Below are 25,597 nucleotides of genomic sequence, written 5' to 3'. Positions count from 1 at the left end.
ATTGTAGAGATGCAATCAATACACCAGAGACGCGATATATCGCGTCTCTACAGAGTTATAATCATAAACGAACCCGCCATAAATTACTAGAATATAGCACTTATAGTAATTTGAGATCCTGAAAACAACGGCGCATCAATTCTTTGCGAGCAGCAATATCTTTTTTGTTGCGAATATCAATATTAACTGTAAAAAAGTAAGTGTTATTATCCCTTTCTAAGTAACCCACATACCATCCAATTTGGGGTGTTGTCCTTGCAGCCCATCCCGTCTTTGCTCTGATGGTGTAATTGGGAGTCTGCTCAATGATCGCAATATCTTTCACAATTGACTGCGAACGCTCAGAAAACGGTAAATCATTCTTGTACAGACGTTGGAGAAACTGAATTTGCTCTTGGGGTGTAATTCGTATTTCTCCTTTGAGCCAAAATGTATCAATATCTTCCTTACTACCAATTTTTTGGTTTCCATACCCAACCTTAGTAACCCATTTTTGCATTTCCTCGTGTCCAACTCTGCGAGCGATAACTTGGTAAAACCAAACTGCTGAGTTCTTAAATGCTTCTCTCATATTAAGGTCGCGGTTCCACTGAGGAAAATCTCTTTTAATTCCGTCCCACGTAAAAACAGAAAGTTCGTCATTAAGTACGCCGGTTTCTAAAGCAATTAAAGAGTTGAGAATCTTGAAAGTTGATGCGGGTAAAAAACTTTTTGCGTTGCGACTGGGGTTATGTTCGTAAGTTTTATTTTTGTTTAAATCGTAGATGAGAATAGATCCTTCAACTCCCAATTTGTGAAAGTGTCGTTCAAAATTAATTTTTTGAGCAACACTCATATTATTGGAAGATTGAATTATCAGTTTTGATGTACCCAGTACCTGTTGTGTTGGTTGAAGTAAAACAAAACTGAGGGAGTTGGAACCCACAAAGATAATAGTCAATAAACGGAAAATTTGCTTCATAAGTTCCCATAAATCACTAAGATCCAAAGCATCATAGCATCCCGCAACTAAACAGATAGATAAACGGGATTAACCAACCGATAACCCTCCGTATCATGTAATCTATTTAATCCGCTCAAAGCACCCATAATCCCTTCAAAAGCCAAATCACTGATTATACAGATTACGAGATTACACGGATGAGGATAATCGGGTTGTAGAATCTTTTAATCGGTGCAATCATGTAATCTATTTAATCCACTCAAAGCACCCATAATCCCTTCAAAAGCCAAATCACTGATTATACGGATTACGAGATTACACGGATGAGGATAATCGGGTTGTAGAATCTTTTAATCGGTGCAATCATGTAATCTATTTAATCCGCTCAAAGCACCCATAATCCCTTCAAAAGCCAAATCACTGATTATACGGATTACGAGATTACACGGATGAGGATAATCGGGTTGTAGAATCTTTTAATCGGTGCAATCATGTAATCTATTTGTCGTTTGACAAATTAAATGACCACTTGCCAAAATAATGTCCTTTAAAATATTTAACTGCAAACCCTTACACTGTAAGGGTTTTTTTATTTTATGTCCAATTTAGCTGGACACAGGATTATTGACAAATTAAGTGTCCTATTTTAGATATATGACAAATTATTTGTCCTTTCTTGAAAAAAGGTTATTGTCGAAGATTTTACGAAATTTGACAAAATAAGTGTCCTCATAGGAGTAAAATACAAAAACGTTCTAATTAAACAATTATGTTTTTATGGATGACGATTACCCTAATGACTTTAAAGAGTTAGAAACCAACGAAATAGTCACACAACTCTCTCATGAAGAGAGGTTTGTGTTGGAAATAATTCAAGATTTACTTAAGCCGTGCGATCGCAAAACTTATGGACAAAAACAAAGAGAAGCTGCAGCCAAGCTTGGGAAATCAGTGCGGACTGTACGAAGGTTAGTCAAAAAATGGGAAGAACAAGGTTTAGCTGCAATTCAAGTAGAAACACGGGTTGATAAAGGTAAGCATCGCATCGATAAAAATTGGCAGGATTTTATTATTAAAACCTATAGGGAGGGTAATAAAGGTAGTAAGCGAATTAGTCCTTTGCAAGTTTCGATACGAGTAAAAGCTAGAGCATCTGAATTAGGGCAAGATAAGTATCCTAGCTACAGGACGGTGTATAGAGTTTTGCAGCCAATTATCGAGCAAAAAGAACAAAAAGCAAGTGTACGAAGTCGGGGTTGGCGAGGTTCGCGTTTATCAGTTAAAACTCGCGATGGTAAAGATTTATCGGTTGAGTATAGCAATCATGTTTGGCAGTGCGACCATACTCAAGTAGATTTGTTGCTGGTAGATAGACATGGTGAAATAGTTGGTCGTCCTTTTCTAACAACGGTTATAGATACTTACTCCAGATGTTATGTAGAATCCACGTCGTAGAAATATTTGTGTGACTAGGTCTTGGCATAATATTCTACAATGTAACGCCACTAAAATTAATTTTTCTGTTCCATAACAGCTTTTGCTTCTCGCCAAAACATTAACTGATATTGAGCAGGTAGATCATCTCTGACAACTCTGACCATTAATTTGCCATTTTGTGTTGGCAAGTAATTTTTGGGGAGATTTTGACAAAAGCCAATTTCAATCGCTTCACTGTACCAACGGTCAAATTCATCATCTAATTTTGTAGCTTGTTGAGTGGGAACATTAGGTTGTGCCTCATCACGGATCATTGCCAGAAGACAAGCCCCAGGATTATTGACAACGTTTACGCTGCGGTATTGCTCGAATGCTTTAATCGCAAGTTCAACAATGTTAGGGTCATGCTTGTTTATCTCTTGTTGCAAGCGAACTCCAAGCTTAATACCCATCTGTTGAATTGATTGAACAATTGCTTGTGGTAGGTTGTCATTGCCAGTGTTAGAAGCTCGATGTGGCTTAGTTTGAATCGGAACGACTTTTGGATTATGGGATGGTTGGGTCAATTTGAGTATTTGCGCCCGTAAACGCTCACACTCCGAGCGTAGCTCGAATATCTCAGCAACATGACCTCTAAGCACCTGGTTTTGATGTTTTAACTCCTGATTTTGCGCTTCCAGTTCTCGAATCCGTTGTTTTGAAACTTGATGAAGTGTTTTGAGACTGTGTGGTCCGGGTTGTTTTTTCTCTAGTTCCTTGTGGTGGGTTGTTTTGTGATTTTGCAAATCGTGGATGTAAGCCTTGAGTTCGGGCCATTTGTAGAGGTAGGAAACAGAACAACCTGCGATTTGTGCGATGTTAGGGAAAGTGAGAGGTTGACCGCTATTTTGTAGATGTTGGATAGCACACAATACTTGTTCTCTTTTCTTCTGTTTGCGTTGCTTTTGAGCTTGAACAAGTACGGCAGTTTGTTTTTCTCGATCGAGTTTTTTATTCATTTGCCAACCTCAATAGTTCATTTAACCATTTATCCATGGCTTCAATAGTTGTTTTAGCTTCTTCATAAGCAAGTTCTGCTCCTATTGCTTGAGCTTTTTGCATTCGTTGTTGCTCTGCTGAATATTGACGCTGATAGAGGGGCAGTTTTTCTGTACTGGGACGAAAACTGCTACAGCCATAGCACTTGGGATAAAGATTATAAGGACAGGGAGTTTTTGGGTCGAGACTGCAGTGACCATAAACGACTAACCTTGGGGTAATTTCCATGTCAAGTTCATGGGCTTTAGGATTCTTCAATAAACTTTCTGGTAAACTCTGCCAAGGGAGAAAACGGTTGTCAGGATTCATTAGTAAAGCCTGAAAGGGCAAGTCTACAGAGGCGACCTGCTCCCTTGTAGGTGGAGTATAGTGAACGAATGTGGTAGAACTTCTAACATGGTCAGCATAAAGTTGGGCAGCTTCTATACCATGTTTAGCTCGAACTTCTTGTAAACGACTCGAACGGGTAATCCTGCCAGTGAAAAGAGGAGGTTGACCATTAGCATCACGGATATCTTCTTGCTCTATAAGCCAGCGAATGATACGAACCATTGGATTATTTTTTACATCTACTCTAGGGGGTTTTGGTAAAGGTTTCATATTGGGAAAATCTGGGTAAGAAAGCTTTCTTATCACCCGAAAATGGCAGAAAAGATAGGAATAATCCGGTGCAAAAGTTTGTTGTATCCAATTTTGTTGTTCTTCAATGATCTGTCTGATTTCACGGGTAGCAGGTAGTTGATGCCAACGATTTACTTTGTGTTGGTAAAACTTGATATACCACTTGCCGTCTTCTTCTACTAAACAGTCAAAAGCTATTTGACAGATATCCCCTGTACGAGCAGCCGTATATTCTTGTACTAAATAATGACGAGCAATTGGAGCAGGGATCTTATTTAAGTTTTGTTTGATTGCTTTGCGTGTGATTTCATCTAGCCAGTCAACATCATCCTTTCTAATTTTGGGAAAATCGCGACGACGAAGCAGGTATGATGTGTTCAAATCCAACCAGTCAAAAAAGTTTTTTAAATCAGATAGCTTTTTGTGGAATGTACTTGTTTTATTAGTCTGACAAAGGTCGAAAAAAGACAACATTATTTCCCGAGTAATATCGTGAGGATGTTGTAATTTTCGTTGCTCTACAATCAGACCAAATTGGCGCAGAGTTATCTGGGAGTTTATAATGTTCGTAACAGAGTTATAAACTTTGCTCTCAAGCAAAGAATAAAAATATTTCTTTAAGACTAAGCGATACCACTGAGATTTAATAGTGGCAAACTTGAGAGTTTGTGCAGTAGGATTTTGATAGAAATGTCGTAAATCCCAAATGTCCTCCTCAAAGCAAAAGGGTAAAAGCTGATTGTGACTACCAACCCAGCTAGAGGAATCTTTTGATTCAGGGTTGAAGCAGATGTGGCAGAAGTAGCATTTGTAGGGGCTAATTTGATGTTCTATCCGATAAATCCATCCTTTATGTCCATCCGGTCCCAATTGAGTGCAGAGGGGATTTGGGCAACTTATATTGGATGCGTAGTTAAAAATTTGAGTTGGAACTTTACAAGTAAGATTAGTGTTTTTGCGACAAGACTTACACTTTAAAGCAAGATTACACATTAGATTCTTCTGGTGGATAAAGTATTTGAGTTGTCCCGATTGACAACGTGGACAACTAAATTCCCCTTGATATTCTTGTTTCCAGTTAATTTGTAATCTGCCATCAAGAGTTGGGTGAGTTGAAATTGGTGGATGTTTACGCTCAACACCAGGAACCTTACAAGTTAGGCGAATCTCTTTTCTACAAGAGTTACACCTAACACTAAACTTACAAGTAGCATTTTGACGATATTGGAATGCTGTAAATCTACCTGTTTGGCAATGGGGACAACGAAATTCGTCATGATATTCCCGTTTCCAGTCTACGAATAGAGGTTGGTGTAGAGTTGGGTGTATAGAGATAGCTGGATACCTACGTGCTCCCATTAGCGTCATCTTCTATAAAATTTTCTAGTTCTCTCAAGCCTTGCAAACGGTTGTTTAGTAGCTGTAATAAACGTTGGATTTCAGTTACCCGCCTTTGTTTTTCTGCAATCTGAGCTTGTTCTAAGTCTTGTTCTAAATTTTTGATGTCAGCTTCTAAGGATAGCTTGTCGAATAAAGTGACCCGATGGTGAATGCAGCCCAAACAAGCGTAGCGATACTGACAGTCTCCTAGCATCGTAGGACGGTGACATTCTCCTAGGGGAGTGCTGACTTTCAGTAAGTCAGCCAATCTTTCATATCGCAGTTTTTTGGGTTTGATTGTGGTAATTCGACCGTACATATCCACATAACCTTTAGTTTGAGCTTCTTTCTCTAACCGAACAAGGGAATGTTGACGATAATGAGGCAACATATCCAAAGAGCTATGACCTAGAACGGCTGCTATGTATTCATCTTCTGCTTCACAATGAGCCATAATACTAGCCTTAGTGCGACGGAACATATGGCTGGTTAAGTAGAATTTATTGGCATATTTGTCTTTTAAACAAGCTACTTGACTAAAGCTTTTTAACCATTCACATATAGATGAATAAGTGATTACTTGTGGGATATAGACTGGTTCTACTTGAAATCTCCCTCCTGCTTTAGCGCCATCCATTAGTGCAGCAGAAGTTTTGCAGAACAAATTTTCAAAATCGCAATTATCACCGAATTGATTGTTTAAGAACCGCTGTTGTTCTTGGACTAATTGGGCTACTAATGGATGAATTTGAGAGAATCGCCAGTGTTTACGTTTTTGTACCCAACGTAACAAAAACCAATGATTACCTTCAAACTTAAGGCATTGGCGTGGCATCGTTAACATTTCTCCAATTCGACACCCCAACACCAATTGCAACCGAAATAATCTTTCTAGAGTTGGTGGAAATAGGTCAAACTTCTCGTAGATTTGATACAACACTTCTTCTGGAATTGTCTCGATTTTTGGGTGAGATTGTTTGACTTTACGAGGAGTATATGAAAGTTTGAGCCATTGTTCTTCTGCCCATAGTTTGGTTGCATAGAGTATAGTTGTCCTTCTGTATCTACTATTACTCTGGCTTATAAACTGTTGCAAAAGCGGGTCAGTCACAGTTTGAGGTTGGGTACATCCAACTTCTAGTAAAAAATTATCCAACTGCTTTAAAATATTCACTATGAGTGCTACTCGACCTAGTGAGTGACCTTCTCTGACTGCTGCTTTGGCTGTTAGCTTTGCCAACAGTTTTAGCCATGGCAAAGTAAACTTTGTGAAGTAAAGATAGTGATTTCCACGAATTCGGCATTCTTGTTCAGTATAGCCAAGTGTTGTAAGCAACCATATATCCTGCTCCATCAAAACGTTATCAATAATTTTCCTATCCAGTTGGGAGTTTTGTACCTGCTGGTGTAGTGTTTCAACAGATAATTGTGCTCTCATTAGTCACTCTCACTTTGTAAGTAAGTTTCTAAAGTCATCTGATCTAAAATATGGCTGTAAATGTCTTTAGTTGTTGTAATTGATTTATGTCCTAAAAGCTGTTGTACATAACCGTCGAGATACCCTGACTGAAGCATTCTAGTTGCCATTGTGTGCCTGAGTAAATGCGGATGCGCCTTAATTCCTGTTCGGGAATACAGTTGGTCGAATAACTTGTTTAGTCTGGTTGCAGACATGGGATGTCCAATATTTTTCCCTTCTAAGTTGACAAAGAGCATTCCATGTTCCAACTGCTCGGCTTGGGGCGGATATTCTTCTAGTAAATAAGCCTCAAATGTTTGTTGAACATTTTTCATATTGTTGAGAATTGGGATTTCTCGCTCTGTTCCCTTAGCCCAAGCCTGATTTGGATTACTACGCCGAACAATCCGAATGCGTCCATTGACGTCCAAGTTTTCAACATCTTCTAGATGAAGACCTAATAATTCACCTCGGCGAATTCCTGTTTCTCTCAATAACATTAGGATTAGTCTGTCTCTATAAGTCTTACAAGCTTCCACTAACCTCACAACTTCCTCATCTTTTAGACAACCAGGGAAAGCCTTGGGTTGTTTGAGTTTAATTCGTTTACGTTGTTGAGGATTACTTTTAACAATTCCTCTAAGAAAACCTCCTCTCTTACCTCGACCATGAGCTAGTTTGGTAAATCGTTTTTGATCAATTCGACCTTCAAGTGCATGGAAGGAGTATAGTTCTTGAATTGCCGTTACTGCCTGATTGACAGTTCGAGGACTTCGTTTTGAGACTTTTTCTCCAACTTCTTGACTAATAACTTCAACTTCACCCCCAAGAAGATACCAATTAACGAAATCTGCCAATTCATCCAAACCAATTTCAGTCCAATCCAATACTTTGTATTCGAGCCAACGCCAAAAATCAACGAGTCGGTAAGCATAGGTGCTGACTGTATTCGCGGCTAATCCTCGCTTGTGGCAGTAATTTAGAAATCTTTGAATTGGTTCTACGGGTAAATTGCTTTGGGTATCAAAGACGCATCGAAACTGCTCACCGGTTTGAGGGTCTATTGCTGTTTCTACCTTAATCAATTTCTACGTTGTCAATACCTTATTTATTCTATTGTATCAGAGTTTTTGGAGGAATTGTTGTTGTTGTTTCTACTTTGTAGAAATCATTTTTGCTGTTGTTGTAACAGATGTATTATGGGCATCAACTTAGGTTTTGATGCACCAAGTTCTGAGGTTGTGGCTTTGGGGTTGCGTCATGCAATAATGCCCAAACATTATGACTCTGAATACGGGCTCCATGAAGAATGGGGTACTTATGGCTTACCACAGCACTTTTATACTGATGGTGGTAAAGATTTTCGTTCCAATCATTTGCAGCAAATTGGCGTGCAATTAGGGTTCGTTTGTCATTTGCGCGATCGCCCTTCAGAAGGTGGAATAGTTGAACGTCCTTTTGGAACTTTTAACACTGAATTATTTTCTACTTTGCCCGGATATACAGGGTCAAATGTACAACAACGTCCCAAAGAAGCAGAGAAGGAAGCTTGTATAAATTTACGGGAGTTGGAGAAGTTGCTAGTACGCTTCATTGTAGATAAATATAACCAGAGTATTGATGCTCGTTCTGGCGATCAAACTCGTTTGCAAAGGTGGGAAGCTGGTTTAATTGCGACTCCTAATACTTTTTCACAACGGGATTTGGATATTTGTTTGATGAAGCAAACCCGGCGTTCAATCTATAGAGGTGGGTATTTACAATTTGAAAATTTGACATACAGAGGTGACCTTTTAGCAGGTTATGCAGGTGAAAGTGTTGTATTACGTTATGACCCCAGAGATATCACAACCATTTTGGTTTATCGCCAAGAAAGGGGTAAAGAGGTATTTCTCGCCCGCGCTTATGCTCAAGATTTGGAAACAGAGGAACTGTCTCTAGATGAGGCGAAAGCTACTAGCCGCAAGATACGGGAGGTCGGTAAAACAATCAGTAATCGCTCAATTTTGGCAGAAGTCAGGGAGCGAGAAACTTTTGTCACTAAAAAGAAAACTAAAAAAGAACGTCAGAAAGCGGAACAAGCCGAACTGAAAAAAACTAAGCAACCTTTACCTGTTGAGGTGGAGGAAGAAGTAGAAGTGACAGCAAATGAAAGCAAGCCAGGAGCAGAAATGCTGGAGGTTTTTGATTACGAACAAATGCGAGAAGATTACGGATTTTAAAAATGACAGATAAACAAGCTCAGGTAGTTGCTAAACAGTTGGGTGCAATTCCTGCTAATAATGAAAAACTTCAAGCAGAAATTCAACGTTTAAACCGCAAGACTTTTGTGCCTTTAGAGCAAGTCAAAAATCTTCATGACTGGCTGGAAGGAAAGCGTCAATCACGTCAGTCTGGAAGGGTTGTAGGTGAATCGAGAACGGGTAAAACAATGGGTTGTGATGCTTACAGGTTAAGGCATAAGCCCAAGCAAAAATATGGAAAACCCCCTACTGTTCCTGTTGTTTATATTCAAATTCCCCAAGAGTGCGGTGCAAGGGAATTATTCAGTATGATTCTCGAATATTTGAAGTACCAAGCAGTCAAAGGAACAGTCGCAGAGATTAGAAACAGGGCTTTCCACGTATTAAAAAGTTGTGCGGTAGAAATGGTAATTATTGATGAAGCTGACCGTCTCAAACCTAAAACTTTTGCAGAGGTACGTGATATTTTTGATAAATTGGAAATTCCCGTAATTTTGGTAGGGACTGACCGTCTAGATACGGTAATCAAGCGTGATGAGCAAGTTTACAACCGCTTTCGGGCTCGAGAAAAGCTGTCATTGCAAGAAATACGAAAGGTAATCAGTTTTTTAGAGGAAAGAGAATATAAACCTTCTTTATTCACATCTAAGTTAGTGTTTGTGGATTCTCAGCTTTACTTAATTGAAGACTGGGAAGAATTCGGGATGTTGGTTCTAGAAGCTTCTGGTAAAAATAAAGGGCAAATAGTTATTCATCAAATTGGTAAAATTGGTGAAGTGTTATCAGAATTACGAACTAAAGCAGAGAAAAATCATGTTTTAGATTTTGATAAAAGAATTGATGGAACTCCCTTAGCTGCACAAAGTTCTTTATAAGGGTGTGATTTGATTAATTTTCACGCTGCTAAAACCTGACGCACTGCTGCTGACATCAATTTATCTCTATCGCTGATGGACTGGGTTAGCTTCGCTTCTAGTTCATCGCATAGTTTCATCAGTTGGTTTACTTTGGTGACGATGCGGTGTTGTTCGGTGAGGGATGGTAAAGGAATTGGCAGACTATTCACTGTCAATTGATTTATTTTTGGCATACTACCTGAAGTACCAGATGCTCTTTCTCTTAAAAATCTTCTTGAACTTTTGCTATTGATTGTCTGGTATAAATAATTTATATCCAAATACTTTGGAAAACGTATTTTCATCATTAGATCAGGATAAATAAATTCTTTAGCATTACCTTTATAAATAGCAGCTACACCAACATATTCGAGACTATTTGCTCTTTGAATAAGAAGGTCTTGATTCTCGAGCCATAAGTGTGAATCTGGCTCGATTTGCTTGTCTATATATTTGAAGTGTTGGCTATCAAATTTTCCCGACGTTGTAGCACTTAAGGTTAAAGTTTTTACTGATGTAAGGTATTCAACAGGCTTTGGAGAATATCCATTTCTAGGACCAAAAATTGTAAGTTCTCCTAACCTCACCCACTCCCAACCCTGCGGAACCTCAAAAGCCATCTCACCCACATCAACAGGTGGTAACTTCTTCGACTTCTTATTCTTCCCTTCCTTAATTAACCTTTCCTTCTCTTCCTTTATCTTCTCCAACAAAACCGAAGCGGGTTCATCATCAGGATTTTGCGGAACTAACTTACCCATGACAGCTAGTTGAAGGATTGCTTGACGCAGTTGACTGACATTTTCGGGGGTGCTGTAAAGTAAGTCGAAGTTGTCGCTGATAGTTTTCCAGTGCTGTTTAAAGGATTCTGGTGTGCTGGGGGTGATGAGTTTGGTAGTTGCGACTTGTCCTAATTTGAGAATGCGATCGCGCTTTTTTTGCTGTCGTGTTTCCAATTCGTCGCATAGTTTCATCAGTGCGTCTACTTTGGCGACGATACGTTTAGCTTCATGGAACGGTGGCAAAGGAATTAAGAAGTCTTTGAGACTCGACATACTTAAACCTTCACGAGAAATTCCAACTTGTACTCCCATAATTAAATTTTGTACATAGGAGGAAATTAGAGATATGTGAATAAAACACCTAATACTTTTGTCTATTAGCCTGACAATTGCAACGTGTTGACTAACATTACCTTCATCAAAATTATCTGGAACAACACTACTTCTACCTATAGACGCACCAGTAATATTCAAAAGAATATCTCCTGGTTCGACATGAGTACCACTCATTCGTTGATGAATTTGCAGTGGAATATAAGCAACATTTTCTATACGAAGTCCATCATTCCACACATTTTGAGAACGTAGAAACTTTATACCTGTTTTTTGATATACTTTTTTTCCACCTTTAGGCGTACTACCTGCACCCAATTTTCTTGTTACTTCTCCAAGTCTCACCCACTCCCAACCATGTGGTAAACCAAAAGCTATCTCATCCACATCAACAGGTGATAAAGACTTCGACCTCTTAATCTTCCCTTCCTTAATTAACCGTTCCTTCTCCTTCTTTATCTTCTCCAACAAAACCGAAGCGGGTTCATCATCAGGATTTTGCGGAACTAACTTACCCTGTACCGCCAATTGCAAAATCAATTCCCGTAATTTCTCCACTCCATTCGGCGCATCAGCGAATAATTCAAAGTCTTGGAAGAAGGTTTTTGTATTCATAGTTTTGATTGAAGTATTGATGAGAAGATGAGGAGATGAGGAGATGATGGGGTGAGGAGGTGATGAAAAAAAAATTCATTTTTTGCTTCGGAGCATAACCACAATTGCTTACGCAACGCTTCCCTAACATCACATAATCACATCATCCCATCATCATTTCTCGACAAAGCCGACATCAACTCAGCTTTTAACAAATTCCGCGTTTCACTTAACCCTGCCATCAATTCCTGGTAATCTGCTAACATTTCCCCTAAATCTCTGTGGTTTTCTTTTTCCTGATAGGGGTTTTTTATATCTAAGTTGTAGCCATTAGCTTTAATTTCTTCTACCGAAACCTTCCAAGCAAACTCATTTTCCTGGCGGTTATCCCACCAAGCTTTCTCTGGTGCAAATTCTTCAATACGTATCGGTTTGGTTTTGGAATATGATTTATAACCAGGTGGGTAAGGATGTTCGTAATACCAAATTTCTTTTGTCGGTTCACCTTTGGTAAAAAACAATAAATTAGTTTTGATACTTGTATAAGGATTAAAAACACCGTTGGGTAAGCGGACAATTGTATGTAAATTGCACTCGTCTAACAACTTTTCTTTAATCCGCGTCTTTACACCTTCCCCGAACAGCGTCCCATCAGGTAAAACAATTCCCGCTCGTCCGCCATTAACCAACAGATGCATAATTAATACTAAGAATAAATCTGCTGTTTCTTTGGTACGGTAAGCGCTAGGAAAATTACTTTCAATCCCGTCTTCTTCTTTCCCACCAAAGGGCGGATTAGTGACAATTACATCTACTTTTTCATAGGGTTTGTAATCTCGCAGCGGACGCGCCAAAGTATTATCGTGACGAATTTCCGGTACTTCTACCTCATGCAATAACATATTGGTAATACACAGCAGATGGGGTAAAGGCTTTTTCTCCACCCCCATAATTAACCGTTGTATTTTCTCCTTATCTTCAACAGTTTTGATCTGCTTTTTCAAAAATTCCAAAGCACAAGTCACAAAACCACCAGTACCGCAAGCAGGATCTAAAATTCTTTCACCCAAACGCGGTTTAAGCATATCCACCATAAACTGCGTTACAGCACGAGGCGTATAATATTCTCCTGCATTCCCCGCACTTTGCAAATCTTTGAGAATTTGTTCGTAAATATCCCCGAAAAGCTGCTTATCTTTAGAATTATTGAAATCAATTTCATTGAGTTTATTAATCACCTGGCGCATTAAAGTGCCATTTTTCATAAAATTGAAAGCATCTTCAAAAGCATCTCGAATAATGCGCCTTTTGGGGTCAGATAACTCATCTAAATTAAGATTTTTTAGTGTCTGGAATAGCTGGTTATTAACAAACTCTAGTAACTCATCTCCAGTTATTCCTTCCGCATTAGCAGCCCAATTTCGCCAGCGTAACTCCTCCGGTAAAGGCGAAACATAATCATCCTCAAAAGTCTCATATTCCGTTTCCCTGTCATCAAAAACCTTGAGAAAAATCATCCAAGTTAACTGACTAATGCGTTGCGCGTCACCGTCAACGCCTTCATCAATACGCATGATATCTTGGATGGTTTTTACGGTTGTGCTGATGGACATAGTTAAGAAGTTAGGAGTTAAAAGTTAAATTGTGGGGTGTGTTGGCGACAGCGTAACGCATCATTATTGCATTATTTACTAGCTTTTGATGCGCTACAGTGCATGAATCATAATACTAATCAAAAATATTAAGTCAATTATGCAACTAACGCACCCCAAATCACGAAGCTTTATAAAGTTCGCTCTTCAACTCCCTCAATACTTCCAGATATTTCTGTTTTCCGCCAAATAGCTTAATAATTTCCATTGGTGTTGCTAACTCTGTGAATGGCGGAACTTTCAAAACCCCCATTCCTTCAATTTGTTCAATTCCTTCTGAAGCGTATTTATCCAATAACGCATTTAAAACCGCTTTGGCTTTGTCTCCATACTTACTAAAATAATCCCGTTTACGGACATTTTGAGCGCGTTCTTTACGACTTAATGGTGGTCGGTCGAAAGCCACATGACAAATTAAATCAAATGGATCGAAATCTTTACCGACTTCTGATTCCAAAGCTTCAAAAATTACCCCTTGTTCGTGAAGTTCATTAATAATTGCTTGCTTTTGTTCTGACTCGCTCCAACGCCGCAAAAAGTCATCTAAAGACCTATATTCTTTGGTAACTGTCTTGCGAGTATAATCTTTTAAGGACTCCGTAATTAACTTACCATCCTTACCGTAATATTGAACTCGCTCGGCAATCACCGAAACTTCTACATCATCAACTACGTACTTAATACGCTTTCCATCAGGTACAATTGGCGGGTCGATAATTACATCATCTGGTGAAATATTGTCTTCTTCCTCATCTGGTGGAACTATGGAGTCATGATCTGTTTTGGGTTCGTAAATCTGTACGGGTTCACCATCAAAATCGGGATCGGCAAATAATTCTGTCGCCTTTTTAAAGTCCATAATTGTAAAGTAGGACTTACCATACTCCTCATTAATGCGAGTTCCCCGTCCAATAATCTGCTTAAACTCAGTCATCGACTGAATGCGTCTATCCAAAACAATCAACTTACAAGTTTGAGCATCTACACCAGTAGTCATCAATTTGGAAGTGGTTGCAATTACCGGATAAGTACTGTCTGGAAAAATAAAATTATCTAATTCTTCCTTTCCTTCTTTATCATCGCCAGTAATTCGCATCACGTACTTACGATTTTCTAATACCAAGTCTGAATTTTCATTTACCAAAGCTTGGCGCATTCGTTCTGCGTGGTCAATATCTTCGCAAAATACAATGGTTTTCGCAAAGCGGTCATTGGTTGTTTTGAGAAATTCACTTACCTTTTTAGCTACCAATTCCGTTCGTCTTTCCAAAACCAAAGTTCTATCAATATCCTTTTGGTTATAAACCCGGTCTTCTATCTCCTTACCATACTTATCACGCTGTCCCGCAGTTGGTCGCCATCCTGATAAATCTTTATCAATATCGATGCGAATCACCTTATATGGTGCTAAAAATCCATCTTCAATACCTTCTTTGAGCGAGTAAGTATAAATCGGTTCGCCAAAATAATCTATGTTAGAAACTTCCTCTGTTTCTTTTGGCGTAGCTGTTAAACCTATTTGTGTAGCTTTGCTAAAATATTCTAAAATTTCTCGCCAAGCCGAATCTTCTGCTGCACTTCCCCGGTGACATTCGTCGATAATTACTAAATCAAAAAATTCAGGGGAAAACTGCTTGTAAATATTCTTAGTTTCCTCATTACCTGATACCCCCTGGTAAAGCGCCAAATAAATCTCATAAGACTTATCCACCTGACGCTTGGTAATTTTGGTCATCTTCTTACCAAACGGTTTAAAATCATTAGTCTTAGTTTGGTCAATGAGAATATTGCGATCGGCTAAAAACAAAATCCGCTTTTTAGTACGAGACTTCCATAACCGCCAAATAATTTGAAACGCTGTAAATGTCTTACCCGTACCAGTAGCCATTACCAATAATATTCGGTTTTCACCTTTCGCGATCGCTTCAATAGTACGATTAATAGCAACCAACTGATAATAGCGGGGTTTCTTACCGCTACCATCGGAATAATAATCCTGAGTAACAACCCGATTCTCAGCTTCCCCAATCCCCTTCCAAACACAATAACGTCGCCATAATTCCTGGGGTGAAGGAAAACTATCAAGTCTTAATTCTTGTTCAACCTTACCCGTTAATCCAGTAAAATCATGTTCTAAAAAAGCATCACCATTAGAACTATAAGCAAACGGAACATCTAACATCTCAGCATACCCAAGTGCTTGCTGCATTCCACTCCCAACACTGTGTTTATTATTCTTTGCTTCAATCACAGCAATAGGAATATTTGGTTTGTAGTAAAGAATGTAATCAGCACGTTTACTTTTCCCTCTACTAGTCAATCGACCGCGAACTAAAACTTTACCCTTTGTTAAAGGTACTTCTTGACGGAGTTGAGTCATTTTATCCCAACCAACTTCTTCCAAAGCAGGTGTAATATATTTAGTACATATATCCGGTTCGCTTAAAGATTTCTTGTCGATTGCAGCCATATTAGATTTATATATTTACGCAGAAATTTACGATTTACGCAGAAATTTAATTTTAATTCCCTAGTTTCTGTTTTAACCCCTGATAAACCAAATCCAACCACACGGGAATCACAATTTGACCTTTATCCAAAGATGCGATCGCTTTTTCTCGGTCAAACTTTTCAAAACATAGTTTCTCCTTTTGGACATTCCAGTGCAACATCCACCTGCTACCTTTTCCAGATTTAAATAATTCTGGCTCCTTTTCCTTCAAAGCTCTTAAAGTATCGCTAGCAATATCAAAATTTAATCCTGCTCCCAGCCAATATGACATTGCAGACAATTCCACTAAATTAGAAATAGAGTAATAAATGCTACGACCAGTTCCAGTTTCACTGATAACAGGAACAACAACATTTTTCTCACGCCAGTACTGAAGCTGGCGCAGAGTGCATCCGGTGATTTGCGCTGCTTGTTTACTAGTAAAAAATGTGTCTTCCATATTCTAATTTTACAATAGTACCCAACGTAATTAATCTCCCTAACTTTTGAAAAAATTGGGGATACTTTGTGTCTTTTATTCCGACAAAATCTACTTAATTCAGTGGGTAGAATCAACACCTTACGGTATCAGAGGAATAGAGGATTTATTCTAATTAATCCAGTGGATAGAATTGACGTCTTACGACATCTGAAACATAGAAGATTTTATTCTAACTATCCGATTAATTCAGTCAGCGGAAGTCCACCCTGTGAAACTCCCACAGAACAATTATTCTACAAGGGGTTTTGGCGAACCTCAAAAATATGCCCATTTCAGCTTCTTTTGCTGACGTAAATTGTTATTGAATATAATAACTCAAACCTTGTAATCGTCTTTCTATCAAGCTTATAGCGATTCTGGCAGACCCCTACACTTTAGTCCTCCACCTCACCTTGCCAAATATCAAGCTGTTACAAAAGTCAAGAGAATAAGGCAAGCACTTAACCACCTAATTATTAAACATTTGCCATATAAAACATTAATGTTATTATTGAACACATGTTAAGGAGTAGGCATATGACTCAAATTACAGTTCAATGCCGTCTTGTAGCTACAGAAACCACTCGTCAAGAGCTATGGGATCTGATGGCTGATAAAAATACGCCACTAATAAACGAATTATTGAAGCAGGTTGCAGAGCATTCAGACTTTGAAGCTTGGCGACAAAAAGGCAAAATACCTACAGGAACTATTAAGCAACTATGCGAACCGTTAAAAACTGACTCCCGCTTCATTGGTCAACCAGGGAGGTTTTATACGAGTGCGATCGCACTTGTCAGTTACATATATAAGTCATGGCTAGCTTTGATGAAACGCTTACAATACAAGCTCGAAGGTAAAATTCATTGGCTAGAAATGCTCAAAAGTGATGAGGAGTTAGTAGAAATTAGCGGAGTTAATTTAGAAGCTCTACGTAGCAAAGCGGCTGAAATACTAGCTCAATTCAGTCCCCAAATAGATACAAACAATTCCCAGAACAAAAGGAAAACGAAATCTAAAAATAGTAAAAAATCAAAAAGCTCAGATATCAGTAAAAATTTATCCCAACAGCTATTTGACACATACAGGGATACAGAAGATATAGTAACTCATTGTGCTATCAGTTATTTACTAAAGAACGGTTCTAAACTCCCAAATAAAGAAGAAAGTCCCGAAAAATTTACTCAACGTCGGCGCAAAATTGAAATCCAGATTCAGAGACTTAGAGAACAACTTGAAGCTCGGATTCCTCACGGTAGAGATTTAACTGACTTAAATTGGTTAAATACTTTAGATATAGCTACAAATCAAGTTCCCCAAAGCGAGACTGAAGCAAAGTCTTGGCAAAATAATCTATTAAGAAAATCTCATGCTGTACCTTTTCCAGTTTCTTATGAAACCAATGAAGACATGACTTGGTTCAAAAATCGTAAAGGGCGCATTTGTGTAAAATTTAATGGCTTGAGCGAACATACTTTTGAAATCTACTGCGACAATCGTCAATTACATTGGTTTAAGCGTTTTTTATCAGACCAGCAAATTAAGAAAAATAGTAAAAATCAACACTCTAGCAGCCTCTTTACCCTACGTAGTGGAAGAATTAGTTGGCAAGAAGAAGTTGGTAAAGATAGACCTTGGAATGTTAATCATCTAAAACTTGATTGCACAGTTGATACTCGCTTATGGACTGCTGAAGGAACAAATCAGGTAAGAGAAGAAAAAGCAGAAGAAATAGCTAAAACCATTACCAAAAGTAAAGAAAAAGGCGAGCTTAATGACAGACAACTAGCTCATATAAAACGCAAGCAGTCTACCCTCGATAGAATCAACAATCCTTACCCACGTCCAAATAAACCCTTATACAAAGGACTATCTAATATTCTTGTAGGCGTCAGTCTCGGCTTAGAAAAAACTGCAACGGTAGCCATTTTAGATGCAAGCACAGACAAAGTTGTGACTTATAGAAGTATCAAGCAACTTCTTGGTGAAAATTACAAGCTACTAAACAGACAACGACAACAAAAAGGAGAACTTTCTCATCAACGTAAAATAGCTCAAACCCAAGCAGCATCAAATCAATATGGAGAATCAGAACTAGGGCAATATATTGATAGATTACTGGCAAAGGAGATAGTTGCGATCGCACAAAAATATTCCGCTGGTAGCATCGTACTTCCCAAACTTAGCGATATGCGTGAGCAGATAAATAGCGAAATTCAAGCAAAAGCCTTAGAAAAATGCCCAGATTGTATAGAAGCTCAGAAAAAGTACGCCAAACAGTATCGCCGTAGCGTGAATCAATGGAGCTATGGCAGATTAATTGAGAACATCAAAAGTCAAGCGATAAAAACTGGAATTGTTATAGAGGAAAGTAAACAGCCCATCAGAGGAAGTTCTCAGGATAAAGCCAAAGAACTAGCAACTACTGCTTACAAATCTCGTAAAAAATCTTAATCAAAAACATTCATCCGAACCTTGAAAATATAATAAATCATCAACAGCGCCGTTGTTCATGTGTTTAAAGCACCTCTGAGCAATGATAAATGTGGGTTAGTTTGACTGTGGGAACACAGTCTTGCTTTCTGACCCTGGTAGCTGCCCACCTTGAAGCTGCTATTCTTTACGGATAGGAATTAGGTGCGCCCCCAGTAATAGAGGTGTGGGTTTACTACAGTGGTGGCTACTGAATCACCTCCGAGCAAGGAGGAACCCACCTTAATTTTTATTTTTGGCAGATCGAAGCGAGAGCGATTTTCCTGGGGGTTCTGCCAAAATGCTGAATCCCTTCTCTATCAGTTGTTTTGGCTTTTGTGGTGTCAATTTATTTGCTTTTTGAGATGTCTGTTGACGAGTGATTTTGGTAGACCTGCCAAAAACGCTTCCAGAAGTACTGATAAATAAGGGATTGGAGGCGCGGGGTTTCAACGCCGCTTCCAGGTTTGGGCGGGTTGAAAGTTAAAATCCGCACTATCGCGTCTCGACGCGAAGGAGTTTCAACGCCGCTTCCAGGTTTGGGCGGGTTGAAAGTAACTTGCCAGTACCATTACGCTTAATTGCTTAAGTTTCAACGCCGCTTCCAGGTTTGGGCGGGTTGAAAGTTTTTTAGCGTATTTTCCCGAACGTTCGGCACGGTCGTTTCAACGCCGCTTCCAGGTTGGGGCGCATTGAAAAAGACAAATAAGGTGGGTTGAAAGGCGCACTTCGTTCGGGATTTCCCCTAACTACAGCACCAAGAATAAATAAGAGCTATGATTTTAATAGCTTATAATACCAATACATTCTGCTGGTTAACTAATTTGTCAACACGGACATTAATGTGTCAGCACGGACATTAATTTGTCAACGCGGTCAAATAGTTTGGCAAATGACAGACAAAATCGGGATGACTGGATTCGAACCAGCGACCCCTTCGTCCCGAACGAAGTGCGCTACCAAGCTGCGCTACATCCCGATACAATTATTCCAAATTAAGTGAATAGTATCACAAATATTTGCAAATAACCAAAAATTTTTTAGAGCCTAATACATAGAACATGATATGAGAGTTGCTTCAAAAAAATTGGTTATGAGCTTAGCCATTAACTCTCAGGTACGACTGTTTTATGTGCTACAAAAGCTGCATGACCTTTGGACAGATTGTACCGACCAAAACTATCTGAGATTTGAACCTGAAAACCAACTTTTTTCAGTTTTTCGGCAATATCTGAAGCTTTATATAACTGGGCTCGATGTATCTCATCATCACGCCTGTAGTATTCTCCCACTTGACGAAAGGTAGTAATTCGCCGAGTTAATATCTTATGTTTCAAATCTTCTTCTTTCTCAACCAGTACAATCCAATCTCCCCCCTCAGTAAAATTTCTGCTTGGATTTCCCTGAGATAGTTGTCCCGGCTCTAAAATATCAAAGATTAAGATGCCGCCGGGAAGCAATGCATTGTATATACAACTGAAGAACTCAGCTAATTTTTGATGATTATTATTTGGATCGAACAGATAATTAAGACATTCACCAATAGATGTAACGGCATTACAGGGTGGAATTTCCACATCAAATAGCGAAGCTACCACAAAATTGGCATCGGGAACTCTTTGACGTGCAATATTAATCATTGACTCGGAAATATCTATTCCCAGAACCTGATAATCAGCTTGAATAAGTTCTTTTGCCAAAAGTCCACTTCCGCAACCTAAATCGACAACTAAACTTTTGCATACCTTATTTTGATTCAGTATATCTAATATTCCGGGAGCACAATTAAGAGCATAATCCCTGAAACCAACATCATGAATGTAAGCTAGGTCTTCCCTATAAAAGTTTGTCATTTACTGTTAATTAGCCTTCAAGAGTTGGGAAAATTTCTCTACTTAACCTTCACCAATTGCAGTTAAAAGAAAAATTGCAATATGCAATACATTTAGAATACCAGCAGAGTAACTGACTGATATTTCACGCATGATGCAATCTAAAATACATTTACATTGCTCCTGAGTCCTTATTACTTGCTAGTATTAACTCTGTATAGCTATAAGTGATAAAGGCAAATTGTGACAGTTAAACCGGACTGGTTGCGGGTAAAAGCGCCGCAATGGCAACGTGTTGGCAATGTCAAAGAAATTTTGCGGGATTTATCCCTGAATACGGTTTGCGAAGAAGCATCTTGCCCCAATATTGGGGAATGCTTTAATGCCGGAACCGCAACGTTTTTAATTATGGGTCCGGCTTGTACCCGCGCTTGTCCCTACTGCGATATTGACTTTGAGAAAAAACCACAGGCTTTAGACCCTACCGAACCAACAAGGTTAGCGCAAGCCGTTAGTCGCATGAGGCTCAATCATGTGGTGATCACCTCCGTCAACCGCGATGATTTAGAAGATGGTGGAGCTTCCCAGTTTGTTCGTTGCATTGAAGCTGTGCGGCTGCAATCGCCCCAGACTACTATTGAACTATTGATTCCCGACTTATGCGGTAATTGGAAAGCTTTAGAAATAATTTTGCAAGCACAACCGGAAGTGTTAAACCACAATACTGAGACTGTTCCTCGTTTATATCGACGGGTACGTCCTCAAGGTAACTACGAACGAACCATAGAATTACTGAAACGTTCTCGCGAAATCGAACCTAGGGTTTATACTAAGTCAGGTATTATGGTCGGACTAGGTGAAACTGATACCGAGATTCGTCAAGTAATGGAAGATTTACGTGGCGTAGATTGTGATATTTTAACTATCGGCCAGTATTTACAACCTACTGCAAAACACTTGGGTGTAAATGAATTTATCCACCCAGATCGATTTGCTGCTTGGAAGGCATTTGGCGAGGAAATTGGATTTTTACAAGTGGTTTCCTCTCCTTTAACCAGAAGTTCTTATCATGCAGAGCAAGTTAGGAAATTAATGGAGTTATATCCTCGAACAAACGGTAGTTAAAGTTAAAAGTGATGAATGAGGAAAGATATTGCCATTCTAAAATTTCGATGGCAATTCTCGGAACGGGTGCATGGGGCTCAGCTTTATCTACTTTGGCGGCAGCAAATGGTTACCATATAAAATTATGGTCGCGAAGGAGCTGTCAAACCCTAACTGAGGTTGTCAAGGATGCTGATATTATTCTCAGTGCTGTTTCAATGAAGGGAGTAAGAGATATAATCTCTCAACTCCAATTAGTGAAAATATCTCCGAAAACGATTTTAGTTACAGCAACTAAAGGTTTGGACCCTCAAACTACATGCACCCCATCGCAAATTTGGCAAAAAGCATTTCTTAAAAATCCAGTAGTGGTGCTATCTGGTCCAAATTTATCAAAGGAAATTCAGAAAGGATTACCTGCAGCAACCGTAGTTGCAAGTAAAATTGATGGGGTTGCAGAAATGGTGCAGTTAATTTTCTCTTCATACCGGTTTAGGGTTTACACCAACCATGACCCCTTAGGAGTAGAGTTGGGCGGTACCTTAAAAAATGTCATTGCGATCGCTGCCGGAGTGTGCGATGGTTTGGAACTGGGAACTAACGCCAAGGCTGCTTTAGTAACTCGTGGTTTAGCTGAAATGGTAAGAGTTGGTGTGGATTGGGGCGCACAACAAGATACTTTTTATGGTTTATCTGGATTGGGAGATTTACTCGCAACTTGTAATAGTCCCTTAAGTCGTAACTATCAAGTAGGTTACCAACTCGCAAGTGGGAAAAAACTTTCGGAAATCATCGAAAATTTAGAAGGAACAGCTGAGGGAGTTAATACTACGCAAGTTTTAGTCAGACGCGCCCGAGTACAAAAAATTTCTATTCCGATTGCAGAACAAGTACATCGTTTGTTACAAGCAGAAATATCACCTCAACAAGCACTCTGGGAACTTATGCAACGGGATGTTAAAGCAGAATACGAGTGAATTGTTAATATCGGATACATTCTCGAGACAACAATATTACATTGTGAGCGTGCATAAGCATCTATTTTTAAACCCTATTATTGAGCATACACTTAAGCACTTACGAAACCGCGTACAAATAAAAAATACAGTTCAAAAATAGCAAATACTTTATATAGAGACAATCAGCACACTTAAAAATATTACCTCAGACTACTGCCTCAAAAATATTGTCATCAATTTTCAATATTTACGCATAAAAAATTATCAAATCATCAGGAAGACATTTATATAACTATGTAGATATAGCTATGTATAAATGAATTGTGATTTTACTTACATGTTTATATCATGCGAGAAAAGTAACAGTCAATCCTATTGCCATAATTTTTGGAATTAGATTTTAGTAAAAATAAGAGCATGCAAAAAGGCTTGGATAGCTATTGGTTTAGGCATTTGTAGCTCTGTCTTGATATTAATTGTCACATAAAACAATTGAATTTTTGAGAAAAAACTAAATCTCCATCACAAACCGTGTTAGTTATTGCAAGATCGCGGGAACAATAGCAACAGTTGATTAGCTGACCGCAATCTGTTGTTACCTGGAGCCATTGAGACGAACTTATGCCAGCAACTTCTTTTTACGCAGATGCTACCTACGATTCCCAACAGTCTAACCCACAGGTCTTTGACCCCGAAATTGCAGTTGATGAAAGTGAATTACCTACAGATTCTATAGAAGATTTAGAAATTGCTGCTCAAGAATCTGTAGAATCTGTAGAATCTGTCAGTCATAACACAAATACCAGCAGACGTAGTACAGATTTGGTACGTTTATATCTTCAGGAAATTGGACGAGTTCGTCTCTTAGGGAGAGATGAAGAGGTTTCTGAAGCTCAAAAAGTCCAGCGCTATTTACGACTAAGAATTTTACTCTCTGAGTCAGCCAAGCAGGATCGTGAAGATATTATTTCTAGCTATTTACAAATCGTTGAAATTCATGAGCGTCTAACATCTGAATTAGGACATCGCCCCTCTTTTGAAAGATGGGCAAAAACTGCTGGAATGGAAGTAGTTGAACTCAAGCAAATGTTGTCCCGAGGTAAACGACGCTGGGCAGAGATTGCTGGTTTGACTGTAGGGGAACTGGAGAAACTTCAAAGCCAGGGACTACAAGCTAAAGAGCATATGATTAAAGCTAATCTTCGCTTGGTAGTTTCCGTTGCTAAGAAATATCAAAATCGTGGTTTAGAGTTATTAGATTTAGTCCAAGAAGGTACTTTGGGCTTAGAACGAGCTGTAGAAAAGTTTGACCCCACAAAAGGTTATCGTTTTAGTACCTATGCCTATTGGTGGATTCGTCAAGGTATTACTAGAGCGATCGCCACTTCTAGCCGTACTATTCGCCTACCGGTTCACATCACTGAAAAGCTAAATAAAATCAAGAAGGCTCAACGCAAAATTGCCCAAGAAAAAGGTCGTACCCCTACTTTGGAAGACCTAGCAATTGAGTTAGAAATGACTCCCACTCAAGTTAGAGAAGTTTTACTACGAGTTCCCCGTTCAGTCTCTTTGGAAACTAAGGTAGGGAAAGATAAAGATACAGAGTTGGGAGAATTACTCGAAACAGATGGTATTACACCAGAAGATATGTTGATGCGAGAATCTTTACAAAGAGACTTGCAAAATCTACTGGCAGATTTAACTACCCGTGAGCGTGATGTTATACTTATGCGCTTCGGCTTGGCTGACGGTCATCCCTATTCTCTGGCAGAAATCGGACGCGCTTTAGACCTATCGCGGGAGCGAGTACGGCAAATTGAATCCAAAGCATTACAAAAACTTCGCCAACCCAAGCGACGCAACCTTATTCGCGATTACCTAGAGTCCCTCAGCTAAATATATGCCGGGGGGTTCAACCCCCTGAACATAATACAAAATACTCTTTAGTTACTGAATAATGCTTAGCATTATTTATTTGCTTAAAGTGCACATGTTGATTTGTTAAGTTTTTTGCTTTTTCTGAAATTATGGGAGAAGTAGAAAATTAACAGGAGTAGAAAAAAAAGATACCATTTTACCTTGCTTATTGTTTCCTATAATTCCTGATTTTGATGCCCTACCTTATAATTTCAAACTTCTGAGCTCTAGTACATATCCTTCTAATTATCTGAAAAAGAAACTTTGCGCACATCGGTTTGCACTCATGGAAGTGTCAACTTTTCATGACCTTTAAGTTTTTTTTACAATTCTTTTCAATAAGCTACAATTGTTGCAAATCATCTAAAGTTTTTGCTATATTCTCAACTAATGAGCTTTGTTGAGAATTTTTAGCTATGACCGCATACTCATCTGCCTCACTTAAAGCAGAACTAAACGAAAGAGGTTGGCGATTAACTCCCCAGAGAGAAACAATATTACATATCTTTCAAGAATTACCTCAGGGAGAGCATCTCAGTGCAGAAGATTTGTATCAGAGACTTGAAGAGCGGGGTGAAGGAATTAGTCTCTCGACAATTTATCGCACCTTAAAACTAATGGCGCGCATGGGAATTTTACGCGAACTGGACTTGGGAGAAGGTCACAAACATTATGAGATTAATCAGCCCTATCCCCATCACCACCACCATCTAATTTGTATTAGGTGTAACGAAACAATTGAGTTTAAAAATGAATCTATTTTGAAAACTGGTGCAAAAACTGCCCAAAAAGAAGGTTATCACTTACTTGATTGCCAGTTAACAATACATGGAGTTTGCCCAAAATGCCAGCGCTCCCTAATACCTGTATGAGGCTGTAGTCACAGCAAATGGGAAACGCTGGCATTAATTTAAAGTCAAATAAGTTTGACTTTTATATAGCTCATCTTAACCAAGTAACTAT

17 protein-coding genes, 1 tRNA gene and 1 pseudogene are annotated in these 25,597 nt (G+C 38.9%); 8 read left to right on the top strand and 11 right to left on the bottom strand.

Going from position 1 to position 25,597, the window contains the following annotated elements; genetic code table 11:
* Positions 1–100 precede the first annotated feature (100 nt).
* A complete protein-coding gene (gene blaOXA, locus BC008_RS07065; RefSeq protein ID WP_027844892.1) occupies positions 101–961 on the bottom strand; it encodes a class D beta-lactamase in 861 nt (286 codons plus the stop codon).
* 759 nt (positions 962–1,720) lie between these two features.
* Here blaOXA and BC008_RS07060 point away from each other — a divergent pair.
* A complete protein-coding gene (locus BC008_RS07060; protein ID WP_235595811.1) occupies positions 1,721–2,398 on the top strand; it encodes a helix-turn-helix domain-containing protein in 678 nt (225 codons plus the stop codon).
* Positions 2,399–2,454: 56 nt separating this feature from the next.
* On the opposite strand, the gene BC008_RS07055 is transcribed toward BC008_RS07060, so the two are convergent.
* Genes BC008_RS07055 through BC008_RS07040 form a run of 4 tightly spaced genes read right to left on the bottom strand, consistent with a single transcriptional unit; the run spans position 2,455 to position 7,963 of the window.
* Entirely contained in the window at positions 2,455–3,378 is a 924-nt protein-coding gene (locus BC008_RS07055; protein WP_027845642.1) for a DUF6262 family protein, read from the bottom strand.
* Positions 3,371–5,398 (bottom strand): site-specific integrase, encoded by a 2,028-nt coding sequence (locus BC008_RS07050; protein ID WP_027845643.1) that lies wholly within the window; start codon positions 5,396–5,398, stop codon positions 3,371–3,373. Before BC008_RS07050 ends, BC008_RS07055 begins: the two co-directional genes overlap by 8 nt.
* Entirely contained in the window at positions 5,385–6,857 is a 1,473-nt protein-coding gene (locus tag BC008_RS07045) for a site-specific integrase (RefSeq protein ID WP_027845644.1), read from the bottom strand. Before BC008_RS07045 ends, BC008_RS07050 begins: the two co-directional genes overlap by 14 nt.
* Entirely contained in the window at positions 6,857–7,963 is a 1,107-nt protein-coding gene (locus BC008_RS07040; RefSeq protein WP_027845645.1) for a tyrosine-type recombinase/integrase, read from the bottom strand. The genes BC008_RS07045 and BC008_RS07040 overlap by 1 nt, the downstream gene beginning before the upstream one ends.
* 102 nt (positions 7,964–8,065) lie before the next feature.
* Here BC008_RS07040 and BC008_RS07035 point away from each other — a divergent pair.
* Together BC008_RS07035 and BC008_RS07030 are read left to right on the top strand one after the other, a co-directional pair.
* Positions 8,066–9,100, top strand: a pseudogene (locus BC008_RS07035) (Mu transposase C-terminal domain-containing protein); the annotation flags it as partial.
* 2 nt (positions 9,101–9,102) lie between these two features.
* Positions 9,103–9,996 (top strand): TniB family NTP-binding protein, encoded by an 894-nt coding sequence (locus BC008_RS07030; RefSeq protein ID WP_082650506.1) that lies wholly within the window; start codon positions 9,103–9,105, stop codon positions 9,994–9,996.
* Between the two features lie 20 nt (positions 9,997–10,016).
* Here the strand turns inward: BC008_RS07030 and BC008_RS07025 are convergent, their stop codons facing one another.
* From BC008_RS07025 to BC008_RS07010, 4 genes are all read right to left on the bottom strand, one after another.
* A complete protein-coding gene (locus tag BC008_RS07025) occupies positions 10,017–11,747 on the bottom strand; it encodes a restriction endonuclease subunit S (protein ID WP_058183372.1) in 1,731 nt (576 codons plus the stop codon).
* Positions 11,748–11,884: 137 nt separating this feature from the next.
* Positions 11,885–13,339 carry a type I restriction-modification system subunit M gene (locus BC008_RS07020; RefSeq protein ID WP_027843565.1) on the bottom strand — a complete coding sequence of 485 codons (1,455 nt, stop codon included), beginning with the start codon at positions 13,337–13,339 and terminating at the stop codon, positions 11,885–11,887.
* Positions 13,340–13,499: 160 nt separating this feature from the next.
* Entirely contained in the window at positions 13,500–15,848 is a 2,349-nt protein-coding gene (hsdR, locus tag BC008_RS07015; protein ID WP_201026088.1) for an EcoAI/FtnUII family type I restriction enzme subunit R, read from the bottom strand.
* Positions 15,849–15,900: 52 nt separating this feature from the next.
* Positions 15,901–16,329 carry a MerR family transcriptional regulator gene (locus BC008_RS07010; RefSeq protein ID WP_027843567.1) on the bottom strand — a complete coding sequence of 143 codons (429 nt, stop codon included), beginning with the start codon at positions 16,327–16,329 and terminating at the stop codon, positions 15,901–15,903.
* A gap of 558 nt (positions 16,330–16,887) precedes the next feature.
* On the opposite strand from BC008_RS07010, the gene cas12k reads away from it, so the two are divergent.
* Complete coding sequence (gene cas12k / locus BC008_RS07005; protein ID WP_027843568.1) at positions 16,888–18,804, top strand: type V CRISPR-associated protein Cas12k; 1,917 nt, start codon at positions 16,888–16,890, stop codon at positions 18,802–18,804.
* A 923-nt stretch (positions 18,805–19,727) separates the two neighbouring features.
* Here cas12k and BC008_RS07000 read toward each other — a convergent pair.
* Positions 19,728–19,801: transfer RNA gene (locus BC008_RS07000), tRNA-Pro, on the bottom strand.
* A 127-nt stretch (positions 19,802–19,928) separates the two neighbouring features.
* Positions 19,929–20,675, bottom strand: coding sequence for a class I SAM-dependent methyltransferase (locus BC008_RS06995; protein ID WP_027843569.1), 747 nt, complete (start codon positions 20,673–20,675; stop codon positions 19,929–19,931).
* A 222-nt stretch (positions 20,676–20,897) separates the two neighbouring features.
* On the opposite strand from BC008_RS06995, the gene lipA reads away from it, so the two are divergent.
* The 4 genes from lipA to BC008_RS06975 all read left to right on the top strand — a co-directional run bounded on the left by lipA (position 20,898) and on the right by BC008_RS06975 (position 25,506).
* Positions 20,898–21,779, top strand: a complete 882-nt coding sequence (lipA, locus tag BC008_RS06990; protein WP_027843570.1) for a lipoyl synthase — start codon at positions 20,898–20,900, stop codon at positions 21,777–21,779.
* Between the two features lie 47 nt (positions 21,780–21,826).
* On the top strand, positions 21,827–22,735 hold the full coding sequence (locus BC008_RS06985) for an NAD(P)H-dependent glycerol-3-phosphate dehydrogenase (RefSeq protein WP_235596007.1): 909 nt from the start codon (positions 21,827–21,829) through the stop codon (positions 22,733–22,735).
* A gap of 603 nt (positions 22,736–23,338) precedes the next feature.
* Positions 23,339–24,613, top strand: coding sequence for an RNA polymerase sigma factor SigC (gene sigC / locus BC008_RS06980; RefSeq protein WP_027843572.1), 1,275 nt, complete (start codon positions 23,339–23,341; stop codon positions 24,611–24,613).
* Positions 24,614–25,050: 437 nt separating this feature from the next.
* Complete coding sequence (locus BC008_RS06975; RefSeq protein WP_027843573.1) at positions 25,051–25,506, top strand: Fur family transcriptional regulator; 456 nt, start codon at positions 25,051–25,053, stop codon at positions 25,504–25,506.
* Positions 25,507–25,597 lie beyond the last annotated feature (91 nt).

The organism is Mastigocoleus testarum BC008 (genome assembly GCF_001456025.1).
GTDB lineage: Bacteria > Cyanobacteriota > Cyanobacteriia > Cyanobacteriales > Nostocaceae > Mastigocoleus > Mastigocoleus testarum.
Note: the sequence above shows the minus strand (reverse complement) of the source record. Positions and strands in the feature narration are given on the sequence as shown.